The following is a 14,234-nucleotide window of genomic DNA, read 5'->3' on the forward strand; positions in this document are numbered from 1 at the left end:
TGTCATCTTCGTTCATGTTGAAAAAGGATGACGTCATAGTAGAAAAAGCCCTCTTGGCTGACACAGTTCCTATGTTTATTTTTTTTGGCTGTTTGAAAAATTTATGGAAAAAGTCGTAACACGGTCAGAGGATTGAAGAGTGAAGGGGTGCTCTAATGTAGTTAATATCTTTTTCACTAAATATAATCCTATACCTGTTGCTTCGCCACTCGTTCGCCCCTTCATACCCGTATAAAATAAATCAAACACTCGTGATATTTCGCTAGTAGGGATTGTTTCACCATAGTTTTTTATGTGTAAAGTGGCGTTGTCATAATGAATTTGAATTGTGCTTGCTATGTCACTATATTTAATGGCGTTATTGAACACTTGATAAAGTACAATTTTTAACCATTTTCGATCTGAATAAATAATATGGTTTTCAGCAAGCATCATTTTTGGAAAAATGTCATTCATGATAAAGTAATCCTTCAAATCATTGATGACCTCCTGCACTAGTTCCTTTAAAACAATGGGTTCAACTTTTAAATCGGCTACTAAATGAGATGTGCGCTCATACGTTAATAGCTGATTAAGTGTAAATGTCAGTTTATCGCATTCTTTATTAACGATTTGCCATTGTAGTAATTCTTCAGTAGTTTTGTTGGATGCGGATTGAACAATTAATTGAATAACAGATAATGGCGTCTTCATTTGATGTGCAAAATGTGATAGAACCAATTGCTTTTCTTGTGCTTGTTCGTCTAATTGTTGTTGCTGAGTTAAAAATAGATACTGTATTTGTCTCAATCTTTCGCTATAAACTTGTTCAATTGGTGCACGTGGTTCAAACAGATGAAGATCCTCCTGTGTGTGGATATCTTTCTGTAGATGCTTATAAAACTTTCGTCTACGATAATAACGACCTAGTAGCCATATACTAAACAGAAAGCTGGCAAGAAAGATAAAGTAGCCATAGTGTGACGCAAGGTCATCTAAAGTATGAATAATCCAAGGTAATAGCAGAAAGCTTATGCCATAGAGAATAAGAATGCTTAGATGTTCTCGAAAGAATAGCTTCATTTACCTTCCTCCACTAATTGATAACCTAGACCACGAATGGTTTTAATCTCAAGTTGTGATTGGATTGCTTCCATTTTTCTACGTAGTCGACCAATGTTCACGGACAATGTATTTTCCTCTACAAAGGCTTCATCATCCCAAATAGCACTTAGTAGCTTTTGACGAGGCACAACATTGGGATAGGCTTCAAATAATAGCTTACTTAGCTGCATTTCTTTTAATGTTAACAGGCTCTCATTACCTTCTGCCTGAAGACGAACTGTATCTGGATTTAATGTAGTATTAGCTATGGTCATGGTAGTTGTTTCGGTTGAAGCATATTCACCATATGTGCGTCGGAGTAATCCATTAACCTTTGCCATAAAGACGTCTAATGAAAAAGGTTTCGTGATAAAGTCGTCAGCCCCATTTTCAATACCATATACTTGATCAATATCATTTACTCTGGCAGAAACAATGATGATGGGGCAGGTTGAGAGCTGACGAATTTTTCGTGACCAAAAATAGCCATCATAGGTTGGGAGATTGATATCCATAATGACTAGATGGGGTTGAATGGCATTAAATTCTTCGATAATGTGCTGAAATTGTTGGACAGGATAGCATTCATACTGGTACTTGGATAAGTGCTCAACGATTAGTGAAGCAATATTTACATCGTCCTCTATTATGTATATTTTGTACATATCTATCGATCCTTCCTTTCTTCATTCTATATGTATAATGTACCCTGATTCCCTTAAATCTATAGAAGAATTGTAATTTGAAATAAGAGCCACTCCAAACTCGGAAAGAGGATGTAATGACTCTTATTTATTATTTTTTGGGAATATGGAAGGTTACATTTGTGCCTTGATTGACTGTACTTTGAATTTGTAATCGCTGACCATAAATTCTTTTAAGGCGTAAATCCGTATTTCGTATACCTATACCAGAGCATGCAGTTTCGTGATTTGCTTGTAATTCCTCTAATAGACTAGGGCTAATTCCCACACCATCATCAATCACGCTAATGGCTATATAAGTTGTGTAATCTTTAATACGGATACAAACAGTACCGCCTTCTGTCTTTTTTAAAATACCGTGTCGAATGGCATTTTCAACTAAAGTCTGTAAAGAAATGGGGGGTATTTCAATTTCTATATTTTCATCAATATCCCATTCAATATGAATTAATTCCCCAAATCGCTGTTGTTTAATGTAAAGGTAAGAGTGAACTAACTCGAGCTCGTGCTCTAGCGGTACAACTCGTTGAAGATTACGAACATCAAAGCTGGCATGTAAATACTCACCAAAATGGTGCATTAAGTCAATCATTCTATCAGTATCAATGGTACTAAGAGAAGCAATCGTATTGAGCGTATTAAATAAAAAATGTGGTTGGATTTGAGCTTGAAGCCAGGCACTTTCCAAATGTAAGTGTTGTTGAATACTGTATTTTAAATCAATTAAGGCGCGACTTCTTACTTTTAACTCTAATGCATTAATAGGTTTTGTTACATAATCATTGGCCCCATAGGCAAAGCCTGTATAAACATCTTCAGGGTGCTTTCTTATTGTTAGTAATAAGATAGGTAATTCGAGCAATGAGTATTGTTTTCGTATTCTTTCGATTACAGCGTAGCCTGAAATATAGGGCAGCATTGCGTCCACAATCACTAAATCCCATGAGGCTTGCTGAATGAGCGTTAAAGCTTTCTCACTGCTTGTAACAGTAGTAACTTTGTATTCAGACTTCGAAAATATACTTTTCATCGTTGTTAAATTTGTAGGATCATCATCAATCATTAAAATACTGAAATGCTTTTCTGATACTGTGGATAGCCTTTGTTCTATAGTTGGTAACTGAGTATTATCTTGAAACATGTAGGATGTATGTTCGCTCTGTTTACTTTCATCTGCAAGCGGTAATGTAAAATAAATGTCTGATCCTTTATTTTGAACAGATTGTATATGCATCGTACCACCATGTAACTCAATTAGTTTTTTTGAAATGAGAAGCCCAATTCCAATGCCTTCATCATGTTCTTGACCTTGTTCATAAGGTGTAAACACAAGACTTTTCACAAAATCGTCCATTCCTTGTCCAGTGTCACGAATGTGGATAATGGCCATATGCTGTTCCTCACGAGCGGTAATTTCTATAGAGCCTTCACTTGTATATTTTAGCGCATTATGCAAAAGGTTAAAAAGGATTTGAATAAGACGATTTTCGTCAGCTAATACATTTGGGAAATTTCGAGGTACCGATGATACCATATGTATTTGCTTTCCGTCTATAATAAAACGAAGCATATCAAAGACCCCATAAACAGCACCTTGAAGGTTTACACTTTGTGTATGAAGATGTAAATTACCCTCTTTTAAGCGGGTATAGTCCAGTATGTCGTTTAATGTGAAGGACATACTTCTCCCTATATCAATCAGATGTTTAAGATTTCGATGATCTTCAGCTACAAGTCTATTCTTCGGATTATCATAAATAGACTGACCTAGGGTAATCATCCTATTCATCGGACTCCACAGTTTCTGTGCATTACTTGTGAGAAATTCATCTTTCAAAGTATCCTCCTTTTGTAGTTTTGCGACTAACTTTTGGATTTGCTGAGAGTTCTCATGAAAACGTCTGAACCAATAGCTAGAAAAACCGAGCATAACAAATAAATAATCAAATGGATAAACAGGTATATCAAATACGTAAATAGATTTGATTAATCCCCATAAAATACCGTTTGTTGTACCAACAGCTGTTAGAGCAATAAAAGCAGAGCTCCTTTTTTGGTTTTCTAAATACTCTCTAAGAGCCAATACCACGACGTAGAGAAAGGACACTAGATAAAGTACGAAGAAAATCATTTTAGTAGGTACCAGCCACGACATTGGTAAAACTATAATGAATACAGCGTCTAGTACATAAAAGGCAACAATCCATTGAAATGTTTTAGTGCTGTGATATTTAACCAAGAGGACTCTCATAAATTGAACAAAGAAAAAAGAGGCTCCGAGAAAAATAATAGAAGAAAGCTTATAGGACCATACATAATCAAGGTGCAACCAATCTAGCAGAGAGCGATCAAACGTAATTAATTCATCTGCCAAGGGTAGAAGAAAGCCAAATGTAAATAGTAAAACGATAGGTTTCCTATAGATGAACAGAAATACAAGTATGCTAAAAAGAGCAAACAGTATTAGCATAACGACAATTGTTGAAAGAGATAGACCTGTAATTAATTGATGATGAGTCATCGCTGACGCAGTGCCAAATGAAATCCTTTTATTAATAATTGGGCTTTTAGATGTATCAAAATTAGATACATGAAGCATGATGTTAATTTCAGAATGCGTATTTGTAAAATAAACTGTGTAGGGTGCAGCTTGCCCTTTATGATCCTGCCTGTTATCTGCCACTTTACCTGACTGTCCTACAAGTTCGCCATTTATATACAAGGAAGAGGCGGTTGAGATAGCAGGAATACGAATGGCATATCGGCTGTTATCTGCAAGATTAGGTAGCAGAATTTTTAGTTGATAAGTACCATAGGGGTGAATTGTTTTCCCGCCTTTTAGTGTAGGAAGAGTTTGGATAGTATGGTCCTCGATATTGGTCTTTTGACTACTTCCTTTATTTTCAGGATTGACGAACTGTCCAGGGGAATAGAGCCATTCGCCATTTAAAGAAAGAACTTCTTCATTCAAAAGGTCCTGATTGTTCAGATCTACAATACCACCTTGGGCACTAGGCTGATGATTAGAGGGCAGGAAGTAGTTTAACCATAGCAATCGTAAAGAAGTAAGGACTATAAAAATGGCAATTATAATAAGTAGATGTCGGATAGTCGTTTTTCTCAACACAGCCATTTTCCCTCCTAATGTATTTCTTAAATAACTTCATCTACCATGCCATGGAATTGGAAAAAAGGAAATATGAAGGGGTGTAAAAGAATACTTTAAACCTATATAAATAGAACTATATGGGGGTCGTAGTACTATCGATTTTTTCCTATTAATCTGAAAAAAAGTAAAATCTCATTAGTTTTTAAGTTTTCTTTAAGAGATATGGCTTATGATGATTGAATAAATATATTAAATTTTGAGTTGAAACATAGATAAGATTTAACGAAAAAATCATCTCAATGGGAGAAATGATCTATTGTGGGTAAATTCAAGTTAAAGTTATCGTTTCTTATTGTTAGTATGACGATTGTCGTTGTACTCGCGACATCTAGTATTAGTATTTGGAGTAGCTATCGAAATTTTAATGAAATTTTGAAGGAAAATAAAACAGACATGCAAGAAATCTATGTAAAGGAAGTCTCTACAATTACGGAAGACTATTTACAAGGTGCTAAGACAAATGATCATTCATTAGAACCGTATATGGAACAAGTAGTTGATACTTTACTTGATGAAAGAATGGTTTCTTTTAGTTTGTTTTTTAAGAAAATTATTATCCCAATCATCATAGTTGTAGTAGCTGTGTTGGGCCTAGCTATATGGTTAGCTATCAAAATTACACAGCCTCTAAAAGATCTTTCAACAAAAATTGAAGTAGGTGAAGAGGGCCAGGAGACTGAGGAGATTGCTGATTGGTATTATGAAGCAAAGCTGTTGAAAAACAATGTACAAAAAATGGTGATTTGCTCGCAAAGTAAAATTTCTGATTTAACAGAGCAATTAAACTTAGATTCATTAACAGGAATCCCTAATCGCAGAAGAATGGATCAAACTTTACATGAATTGATTGTAGATAAGGTCCCGCATGCCATCATCTTAATAGATCTAGATGATTTTAAAAGTATAAATGATACATATGGTCATACAGTAGGGGATGAAGTTTTAAAAGCCTTTGCTATTAATATGCAAAACAGTGTGGGGGATCAAGGTTTTTGCTTTAGATATGGCGGAGAAGAATTTATGGTCATTCTGCCTTCAATGAACATAGATGATGCTGTACAATTAGCAGAAAGTCTACGGATTAAGCAAGCCCTACAAGAAACTGCATGTGGTAGACCCGTAACCATGTCTGCTGGAATTACGGCTTTTACACCAAATATCCAGAGTCCTAACCAATTGATAGAAATTGCAGACCATGCTTTGTATAAAGCTAAACAATCAGGACGTAACTGTTTATGTGTAGTTAGAAATATGAGACAAATGATTGTTAAATAATGTAAAAGCATGCTAGTACTGTACACTAGCATGCTTTTTCCTATCCTCAACATGATGGGTTATATACTTTTTTCAAGCTCCTTTGCTTGTGCCTGTACAACATTTTGAAAAAGGTCTGTTGTCTCCTGAGTGGGTGATACATTTAATTCTGACAATAAAAGGCTATTAAAAGAATGATACATTTTTATGGCTTCAGCACGATTACCAATCTCAGTGTAATGCCGAATTAATAGCTGAACAGTTTTATCGGAATATGGATTTAACTCTAAAGCTAACAATAATGAACGTTCTCTATTTTTAAAATTCCGGTTTTTAGTGTAATAATGAATCAATTCATCGAGTAATTGAGTAAATTGTTTATTCATTAAGTTAGCTTTACTAGCAGTCCATGAATAGTCCAATGTCGCCATAAACTCACCATGATAATTTTGGATGAGCTCCTCCGCCTTCTCGATATCCAATCTTCCTGTTTCTGCTTTAGTATTCAAAATATACTCCAAATCATGTGCATCACATTGAAAATCCTCTAGTTTCAAAATATAGCAGCCATTCGTATATTCAATCACATCAGAGTAACCATACGATGAAAGCGTTGTACGCAAGTATGAAACGGTAGTATGCAATTGGACTCTTGCCTTTTTAATATCCGTATCACTCCAAAGTGTATCTAGGATGGTATCACGGGGTACAGGCATATGAAGCTGTAAAAAAAGAAAGGCAAACAATTCTTTTGTTTTAATCGTTCTCCAATGAATTGCTTTTTCATCATAAGAAACGACAAATTCTCCAAAGCATCTGATCGTAAGCGAAGGCTTTTGATGAGTTTGAGCTGCTGATGTTAGATCTTTCTGGAACAGCTCTTGAATTCTATTAATCGTCATTTCTAAGCGAGATTTCGAAATCGGCTTTAATAAGTAATCAAGAGATTGTACATCAAAGGCTTGAACAGCATAGTCTCGATAGGCAGTGACAAAAATGATACAGATGTTTTTGTCCCATGTTTTTATTAATTGTGCAACTTCTAGACCGCTCATGCCTGGCATTTCAACGTCTAAAAATGCTACTTGAAAGTCTAAGGTAGGTCCTTCTATCAGTAAGTCTTTTGCTGTAGTAAACGTTTCAATGACCTCAATGTCATCAAATGCATTTAAATGTTTTTTTATATTAACAAGAGCTAATGGTTCATCGTCCATCACAATTACCCGGATCATATAAGGACACCACCTTCCGCTAAATATAGCTGCATTATCAGACTGAGATGTCTATTATTGATCCTTTGTATGGATGTGTAGGAACTTGTTGAGGTAGATCTTGTAATAATTCAATAGCTGTAGATGTGTTTAAATTGAGTGCGTTTTGCATTACGCTCATTTGTACAGTTTGTTGAAGTTCCATCAGCTGTGATGACATGAGTGAATTAATTTCCATTTCTACATTCCCCCCCTTTCTTTATTTATCGGCTAAAAATAGCAAATATCTAATATAAAAAAGTCCGAAACTGTACTACAAAATTATAGATTTTTCCCTCTCAAATTCTGCGAATTACTAAAAAATTAATTGAAATTGTATATTTTTCCGTTTTTATAGTAATAATTCCTAATATCAGGAGGATAACCCTGAGTTATTAATTTGCAAACTTATGGTTGCTGTCATAGTAGAGCTTTCAACTCTAGCGTGCTAGCAGCAGATTTGCAACAAATAATAAAATGATGGAGGTATTACTAAACATGAAGAAAAAAGCATTAGCTTTAGCAGTAGCGGTGACCTTTGGTTTGAGTCTGTATGCAAGTCCTTCCTCCGCGAAGGACAAATCACCAGGCAATATACTATGGGCAATTCCTGAGATTTATAATTTAACGGTTGGAGAATTCCAGCAACTAAATGAGATGGAGTCGTTGTGGTTCTATCCAGAGCAGGATTTAGTGAAGGACACGACAACGAAAATAGAGTCGGCAAATGAAGATGAATATGTCATCAAAGGCGGTGACACATTATTTTCAATCGCTCGTACAAATAATGTGACGGTTGATGAACTAAAAGCATGGAATAACCTTGGTTCAGATTTAATTTTAGCTGGTGAGTCATTGGCTATTAAGGCTTCGGCTGCAAAACCAAAGCCCAAAACTTCTGAGGGAATTGCAGCTGCAAAACCTGCTACAACGACTACAACTAAACCAGCAAGTGCACCGGCAAGTGCTCCAGCAACTGGTTCTGGTAAAACATTGACAATGCGTGCGACTGCATATACGGCCTATTGTGAAGGTTGTTCAGGTATTACCGCAAATGGCACAGATATTAGATCTAATCCCAACTTAAAAGTCATTGCAGTAGACCCTCGAATTATCCCTCTTGGTACAAGAGTTTGGGTGGAAGGCTATGGTGAAGCGATAGCAGCTGATACAGGGGGAGCTATTAAGGGCAATAAAATTGATGTATTTATTCCTACTGAAGGACAAGCACTCCAATGGGGTGTGAAACACGTAACAGTAAAAATTTTAGATTAACTATGAAAAGGGATTTCTCAAGCTTTGGGAAATCCTTTTTTTGATTCAGCAAAGATATTTCATACTAAAAACGATGTACAGGCATTAAAAATACTCCTTTTTCTTAGGAGAGGAGGAGTCGTATTTATTTGTTTTGTGCATAAGTACTGGGTAAGTTGGTAATCATCAGAAATAGAGGAGGAATTTTTTATGAAAAAAATAAGTTTAATTGGCATTTCTTTATTAGTTTTTGTTGGTGGTTGTAGTTTCTTTAATAAAGAAGAAAAGTTACCTGTAAATGCGACGTCCCCCTTAACGGCTACTGCAAAAGTGATTGGTGCAAATAACGAAAGCTATGGGAATGCGTTTTTTCAAGAAGAGGATAATGGCGTTAGAATGACGCTGGCCTTAACTGGCTTACCGCCAGGCACACATGGTATTCATATTCATGAAGTAGGGAAATGTGAACCACCTAAATTTGAATCGGCTGGTGGACACTTTAATCCAACTAATAAAGAGCATGGTAAATTAAATCCAAATGGCTATCATTTAGGGGATTTACCAAATTTAGAGATTGGTGAGGATGGTAATGTTGATTTAGATTTCCTAGCTGAAGGATTGACTTTACAAAAAGATCAACCAAATTCGTTATTAGATAGCGATGGCAGTGCTATTGTTATTCATGAATCAGCTGACGATTATAAAACAGATCCAGCAGGTAATTCTGGAGCAAGAATTGCTTGTGGTGTGATTCAATAAAATGATGTCGAAGACTGTATCTAATAATTATTAGATGCAGTTTTTTATTATATGGAATAAAATGGTGTTCTATCTAATGATGAGATCAGTTTTATATTTATAATGCATAATGTGTATTATTTATTGCATTTTGCTAAATTACTATTGTATAATTCTTTTATCAGAAAATTCAATCAAATAAGGAGTGATACAATGGGGAAATTGTTAAATTCAAAATTTGAAACGTATTTAATGGATCAAGAGTTTGATTTCTATGAAGAGGAAGAAAAAAATGAGGAGCAAATGGAGAAGGTACATTATGAAGAATATCCAGAAGGATTTTTTACAAGTTTATAATGAATATTTGATGGGCTATGTTGAAAGTGATGATAACTTTTAACATAGCCCATTACTTTGTACACCTCTATTTATAAACGGCTTGTTAGGAGCATAATAATGAAATACATCCCTTTACTATTTTAGTTAGGTCTTAAGGCATATGTACTTTTCTGAAATAGATTCATGTATAATGGGAAACAAAAATGCGTATAGAGGTGTAGTTATGTCAAAAGCTTTAACAGTAGAAGAAACGATTTATCAATGGTTTGATCATTTTCACAAATATCCAGAAGTAAGCTGGAAGGAGTTCGAGACAACTAAGAAAATCGCTTCGATACTGGATGAATTACAGATTAGTTATCGTTTACTAGGTGACATACCTGGGTTAATAGCTGAAATTGGAACAGGTGAAGAAATAATTGCAGTCCGCGCTGATATCGATGCTTTATGGCAAGAAGTTGATGGAAAATGGCAAGCGAATCATTCTTGTGGACATGATGCCAATATGACAATGGTTCTTGGGGCATTACTACTACTGAAGGATCGCCCATTGCAACATCGTGTGCGTTTCATTTTCCAACCTGCTGAAGAATTAGGAAATGGTGCATGTGCAGCCTTCGATCGAGGAGCGGTTGATGGGGTAACACATTTATTTGGAGTTCATTTAAGACCAATTGAAGAATTACCACTTGGTAAAGTTTCGCCAGCAATCCATCATGGTGCAGCTTATTTTTTAGAGGGGACTATTCAAGGCATTGATGCACATGGCGCTAGACCTCACCAAGGTAAAAATGCGATTGATGTCATTATGGCTGTGCAACAAATGCTACACAGTATTCATTTATCTCCATTTGAACCACATTCTGCGAAGTTAACGAAAATTATCGCAGATGGAGGTAGTACAAATATTATTCCAGGTAATGCTAGCTTTTCAATGGATATTCGAGCACAACACAATCAACAACTCGAATTGCTACGCAGCAAAATTGAGTTTGGTTTAACATCAATACAGCGACAATTTGAAATTGATATGACGTGGAATTGGATAGATTTTACGCCAGGTGCTGAAGTTTCGCCAATTGCAGCCAATATGGCGAAGGCTGCCATCATTGAAACTTTAGGTGAAGAACATTTAGCGGATGAAATAACTACACCAGGTAGTGATGATTTCCATTTCTATACAGTGAAAAAGCCAGAATTAAAAGCAGCGATGATTGGAATCGGGGCAAACCTAACGCCAGGATTGCATCATCCTAAGATGACATTTGATCGTAGTGCTTTAATGGATGCTGCAAAAGTACTTGCTTGTGTATTAGAAAAAAAACCTGAATAAAAAAATAATTTTTAAGCTATATGAAAAAATGTAATTTATTTTTTCATATAGCTTTTTTTGCATGAACATTTCCTGAAATGTATGGATATTCAAGGGTTTGCATTGCTTTTTATTGCTACTTGAAAACGTTTTATTACGCTAAAACAAAGGGATTTGCTAGAGAAGCATAAATTTTTTGCGTTGACTTTTAATTTTTTGAATATTAAGCTAAAAAACGTAAAAAATTATTTGCGTCTTTGAAAAACCGAAATGGGATTTGGTGCAAAAAAAGGGGATGGAAGAATGAAAAAGGATATTAATGCAGGTTGGGCACTACTAACTTTTGCAATTATGATTATTACAATGTTGATTACAGTAGTTGTTTTAGAGCAAAGTCCTCACGTACCTCTTCTTGTTGGCACAACTGTAGCAGCAATTGTTGCCAAAATGCATGGATACAAATGGTCAGAAATTGAAGAAATGATGTATAAGGGGATACGACTGGCATTACCTGCCATTGTCATTATTATTTTAGTAGGTTTGACAATTGGGGCATGGATTGGCGGCGGGGTCGTAGCAACGATGATTTTCTATGGCTTAAAATTAATTTCTCCAGCGTGGTTCTTAGTGACAATCATGCTGTTATGTTCAATCGTGTCATTAGCTATTGGTAGTTCATGGTCAACGATGGCGACAATTGGTGTCGCAGGTATGGGTATTGGTTTAAGTATGGGTATTCCAGCGGCTATGATTGCTGGTGCGGTTATTTCAGGTTCATACTTTGGAGATAAGATGTCACCACTATCAGATACAACGAATCTAGCAGCAGGTTTAACAGGTACAGATTTATTTGAGCATATTAAGCATATGCTTTATACAACAATTCCAGCGTTAATTATTTCGCTTGTTGTTTTTGGAATTCTCGGTAGAAAATTTGCAGATGTTTCCATGAAATCAGAAGAAATTTTAACAACGTTAAAAGTGATGGAAGAAAGCTTTGTCATTTCTCCTTTACTATTACTTGTACCAGTGGGTGTTATTGTTTTAGTAGCTAAAAAGGTGCCAGCAATTCCAGCTTTAATTATTGGTATTGTTTCAGGTTTCTTACTGCAAATTTTTGTACAAGGTGGTTCAGCCGCAAGTGCTGTACAAGCATTGCAAGCTGGATTCGAAATCTCGACAGGTAATCACATGGTGGATGATTTATTTAACCGTGGTGGTTTAGATTCAATGATGAATACGGTTTCAATGACCATTGTAGCGATGACTTTTGGTGGTATTTTAGAGTATTCAGGAATGTTAAAAGCGCTTATGAACGTAATTGTGAAGTTTGCTAAGTCTACTGGAAGCCTTATTGCTTCAACTATTGCAGCATGTGTAACAACAAACGCAACTTGTTCTGAGCAATATATTTCAATTGTTGTCCCTTCACGTATGTTTGCGGGGGTATATCAACAACGTGGTTTGCATTCTAAAAATCTATCTCGTGCATTAGAAGATGGGGGAACATTAACATCTGTTTTCTTCCCTTGGAATACTTGTGGTGTATTTATTCTAGCTACTTTAGGTGTAAGTGCTATGGAGTACGCACCATATGCCATTCTTAATTTTGCTGTACCTATTATCTCCATCATTTATGGATATATTGGATTTGCCATTGTTAAATTAACACCAGAGGAAATAGCAGAAGCTGAGAAGCGTAAAAAAGAATTAGAGCTAGAAAGTTCTGAGAATGTAGCGATTGCAGATTAAAATAAAATTCTCGTAGATACATGTTTATCTACGAGAATTCCTTTTTCTTTTGATGCCATCATTTAGTAGGTCGCAAAATTCAATTCATAAATGGTACGAGGGCGACCTTGTTGATGGGTCATTTCCTCACCGACAACGTTTGCATAACCATTATCAACTAATTTTTTGATAATACGTTCGGTTGTTCGTCGTGTAACTTGAAGATATTCAGCAAGATTTTGTGATGTAAATTGTGCGGATTGTCGATCATGGCTGAAATTGATTAGTTTAGAGATATTTAATGGACTGAGGCTTGTTAGCTTAGCCATTTGTAAAACGTAGGGTTCATCTGTTTTTAAAGACACTTTACCTTCTGAATTCGGAAAAGGTCCTAATAGATTTTTATGTTCATCAAGAATGAAAATCTCGAAAGGCTTCGTAAATGTTAAAGCTTGCTGTGCATTTTGTGTTGCTTCCAAAATGGAGTAACCATAACCGAATGCTAGCTTAAATGGTTGTTCGATTTGTTGTATTAGTTCTTCTAAGCTTTCCCTTTCTAGTGCATTTTGTAAATGACCTGCGGTTGTGTAGAGCTCAAAGGTGTGGGCAGCAATTTGCTTGTACGTTGAAAAGGTAGCCTTAGCAATTTGATTTAAAATAGTTGATTCGATTGAAGAATCCCCCTGAATTTCTAATAGACCGACAACGGCTTTAAAGGCTTCGGATTTGGTTAGTAATGACTTGGATTTAGTTTCTTCTAGACATTGCAGAATAGAATTTGTAGTATCTAGCATACGCATTGCGGGTATGTGAAGTGCTTGTAATTCATCGAAAACACTATGAATACTTGTAATGACAAATTCTATACTTTTGGCATTCCACAAGGTGATATGACGCTGTAAAATATGTTCAGTTGGTTCTGTAATCGATATATGCTGAACATGTGGCTTAGGTCCAGTATATTCTATTTCTGTTAAAACATTGTCAACGAATGCTGGATTCATGACATCAATGGAAATTCTATCGATTGCTACACTATGTTTGGCTACTAGTGATAAGAGTGTTGTAGAAATGGCTGTTTCATCTTGTTTAATATAATTCCATGGTATTGGGATTTCCGAAAGTAATGACTGGGCATGTAAATAGGGTAATGTTCCTCCTAATAGCAGTGCGTCACATGGTTTAATTTGCTTCATTAAAGTTGGTGCTTCAGATGGGTGGTTGTAAAGATAAAATTCTAATTGAACATCGGCTATGTTTTGTGCGATACTAATAATACGATTCATAAATGCTTTAGAACAAATAATCGCTATTTTGGTAGACATGGGCATCGTTCCTTTTCTATTTTTTTAAATATTTAACGACGTATTAACGACATATATAACGACAAGGGAGATTGA

General features: G+C 35.6%; 12 protein-coding genes. 6 read left to right on the forward strand and 6 right to left on the reverse strand.

Going from position 1 to position 14,234, the window contains the following annotated elements:
* Positions 1-75 precede the first annotated feature (75 nt).
* The 3 genes from MHI22_RS18310 to MHI22_RS18320 all read right to left on the reverse strand — a co-directional run bounded on the left by MHI22_RS18310 (position 76) and on the right by MHI22_RS18320 (position 4,914).
* A complete protein-coding gene (locus MHI22_RS18310; protein WP_340812507.1) occupies positions 76-1,062 on the reverse strand; it encodes a sensor histidine kinase in 987 nt (328 codons plus the stop codon).
* Positions 1,059-1,748 carry a response regulator transcription factor gene (locus tag MHI22_RS18315; RefSeq protein WP_340812508.1) on the reverse strand — a complete coding sequence of 230 codons (690 nt, stop codon included), beginning with the start codon at positions 1,746-1,748 and terminating at the stop codon, positions 1,059-1,061. The genes MHI22_RS18310 and MHI22_RS18315 overlap by 4 nt, the downstream gene beginning before the upstream one ends.
* 130 nt (positions 1,749-1,878) lie before the next feature.
* Positions 1,879-4,914, reverse strand: a complete 3,036-nt coding sequence (locus tag MHI22_RS18320) for a hybrid sensor histidine kinase/response regulator (RefSeq protein ID WP_340812509.1) — start codon at positions 4,912-4,914, stop codon at positions 1,879-1,881.
* Positions 4,915-5,214: 300 nt separating this feature from the next.
* Between MHI22_RS18320 and MHI22_RS18325 the strand changes: the two genes are divergently transcribed.
* The gene (locus tag MHI22_RS18325; protein ID WP_340812510.1) at positions 5,215-6,231 is read left to right on the forward strand and encodes a GGDEF domain-containing protein; all 1,017 of its coding nucleotides are present in this window, start codon (positions 5,215-5,217) and stop codon (positions 6,229-6,231) included.
* A gap of 59 nt (positions 6,232-6,290) precedes the next feature.
* On the opposite strand, the gene MHI22_RS18330 is transcribed toward MHI22_RS18325, so the two are convergent.
* On the reverse strand, positions 6,291-7,442 hold the full coding sequence (locus tag MHI22_RS18330) for a response regulator (RefSeq protein WP_340812511.1): 1,152 nt from the start codon (positions 7,440-7,442) through the stop codon (positions 6,291-6,293).
* A 37-nt stretch (positions 7,443-7,479) separates the two neighbouring features.
* Positions 7,480-7,641: a YjfB family protein gene (locus MHI22_RS18335; RefSeq protein ID WP_340812512.1), complete on the reverse strand. Its 162-nt coding sequence runs from the start codon at positions 7,639-7,641 to the stop codon at positions 7,480-7,482.
* A 317-nt stretch (positions 7,642-7,958) separates the two neighbouring features.
* On the opposite strand from MHI22_RS18335, the gene MHI22_RS18340 reads away from it, so the two are divergent.
* The 5 genes from MHI22_RS18340 (at position 7,959) to nhaC (ending at position 12,855) form a co-directional block, all read left to right on the forward strand.
* Positions 7,959-8,735 (forward strand): 3D domain-containing protein, encoded by a 777-nt coding sequence (locus MHI22_RS18340; RefSeq protein WP_340812513.1) that lies wholly within the window; start codon positions 7,959-7,961, stop codon positions 8,733-8,735.
* Between the two features lie 189 nt (positions 8,736-8,924).
* The gene (locus MHI22_RS18345; protein ID WP_036117859.1) at positions 8,925-9,473 is read left to right on the forward strand and encodes a superoxide dismutase family protein; all 549 of its coding nucleotides are present in this window, start codon (positions 8,925-8,927) and stop codon (positions 9,471-9,473) included.
* 192 nt (positions 9,474-9,665) lie between these two features.
* Complete coding sequence (locus MHI22_RS18350; RefSeq protein ID WP_340812514.1) at positions 9,666-9,809, forward strand: hypothetical protein; 144 nt, start codon at positions 9,666-9,668, stop codon at positions 9,807-9,809.
* Positions 9,810-10,014: 205 nt separating this feature from the next.
* Positions 10,015-11,124 (forward strand): amidohydrolase, encoded by a 1,110-nt coding sequence (locus MHI22_RS18355; RefSeq protein WP_340812515.1) that lies wholly within the window; start codon positions 10,015-10,017, stop codon positions 11,122-11,124.
* A 282-nt stretch (positions 11,125-11,406) separates the two neighbouring features.
* Complete coding sequence (gene nhaC, locus MHI22_RS18360; RefSeq protein WP_058844790.1) at positions 11,407-12,855, forward strand: Na+/H+ antiporter NhaC; 1,449 nt, start codon at positions 11,407-11,409, stop codon at positions 12,853-12,855.
* 62 nt (positions 12,856-12,917) lie between these two features.
* On the opposite strand, the gene MHI22_RS18365 is transcribed toward nhaC, so the two are convergent.
* Positions 12,918-14,159, reverse strand: a complete 1,242-nt coding sequence (locus MHI22_RS18365) for a hypothetical protein (protein WP_340812516.1) — start codon at positions 14,157-14,159, stop codon at positions 12,918-12,920.
* Positions 14,160-14,234: the final 75 nt, after the last annotated feature.

Origin of the sequence: Lysinibacillus sp. FSL L8-0312, from assembly GCF_038003285.1 — a bacterium.
In the GTDB taxonomy this organism is placed as follows: domain Bacteria; phylum Bacillota; class Bacilli; order Bacillales_A; family Planococcaceae; genus Lysinibacillus; species Lysinibacillus fusiformis_D.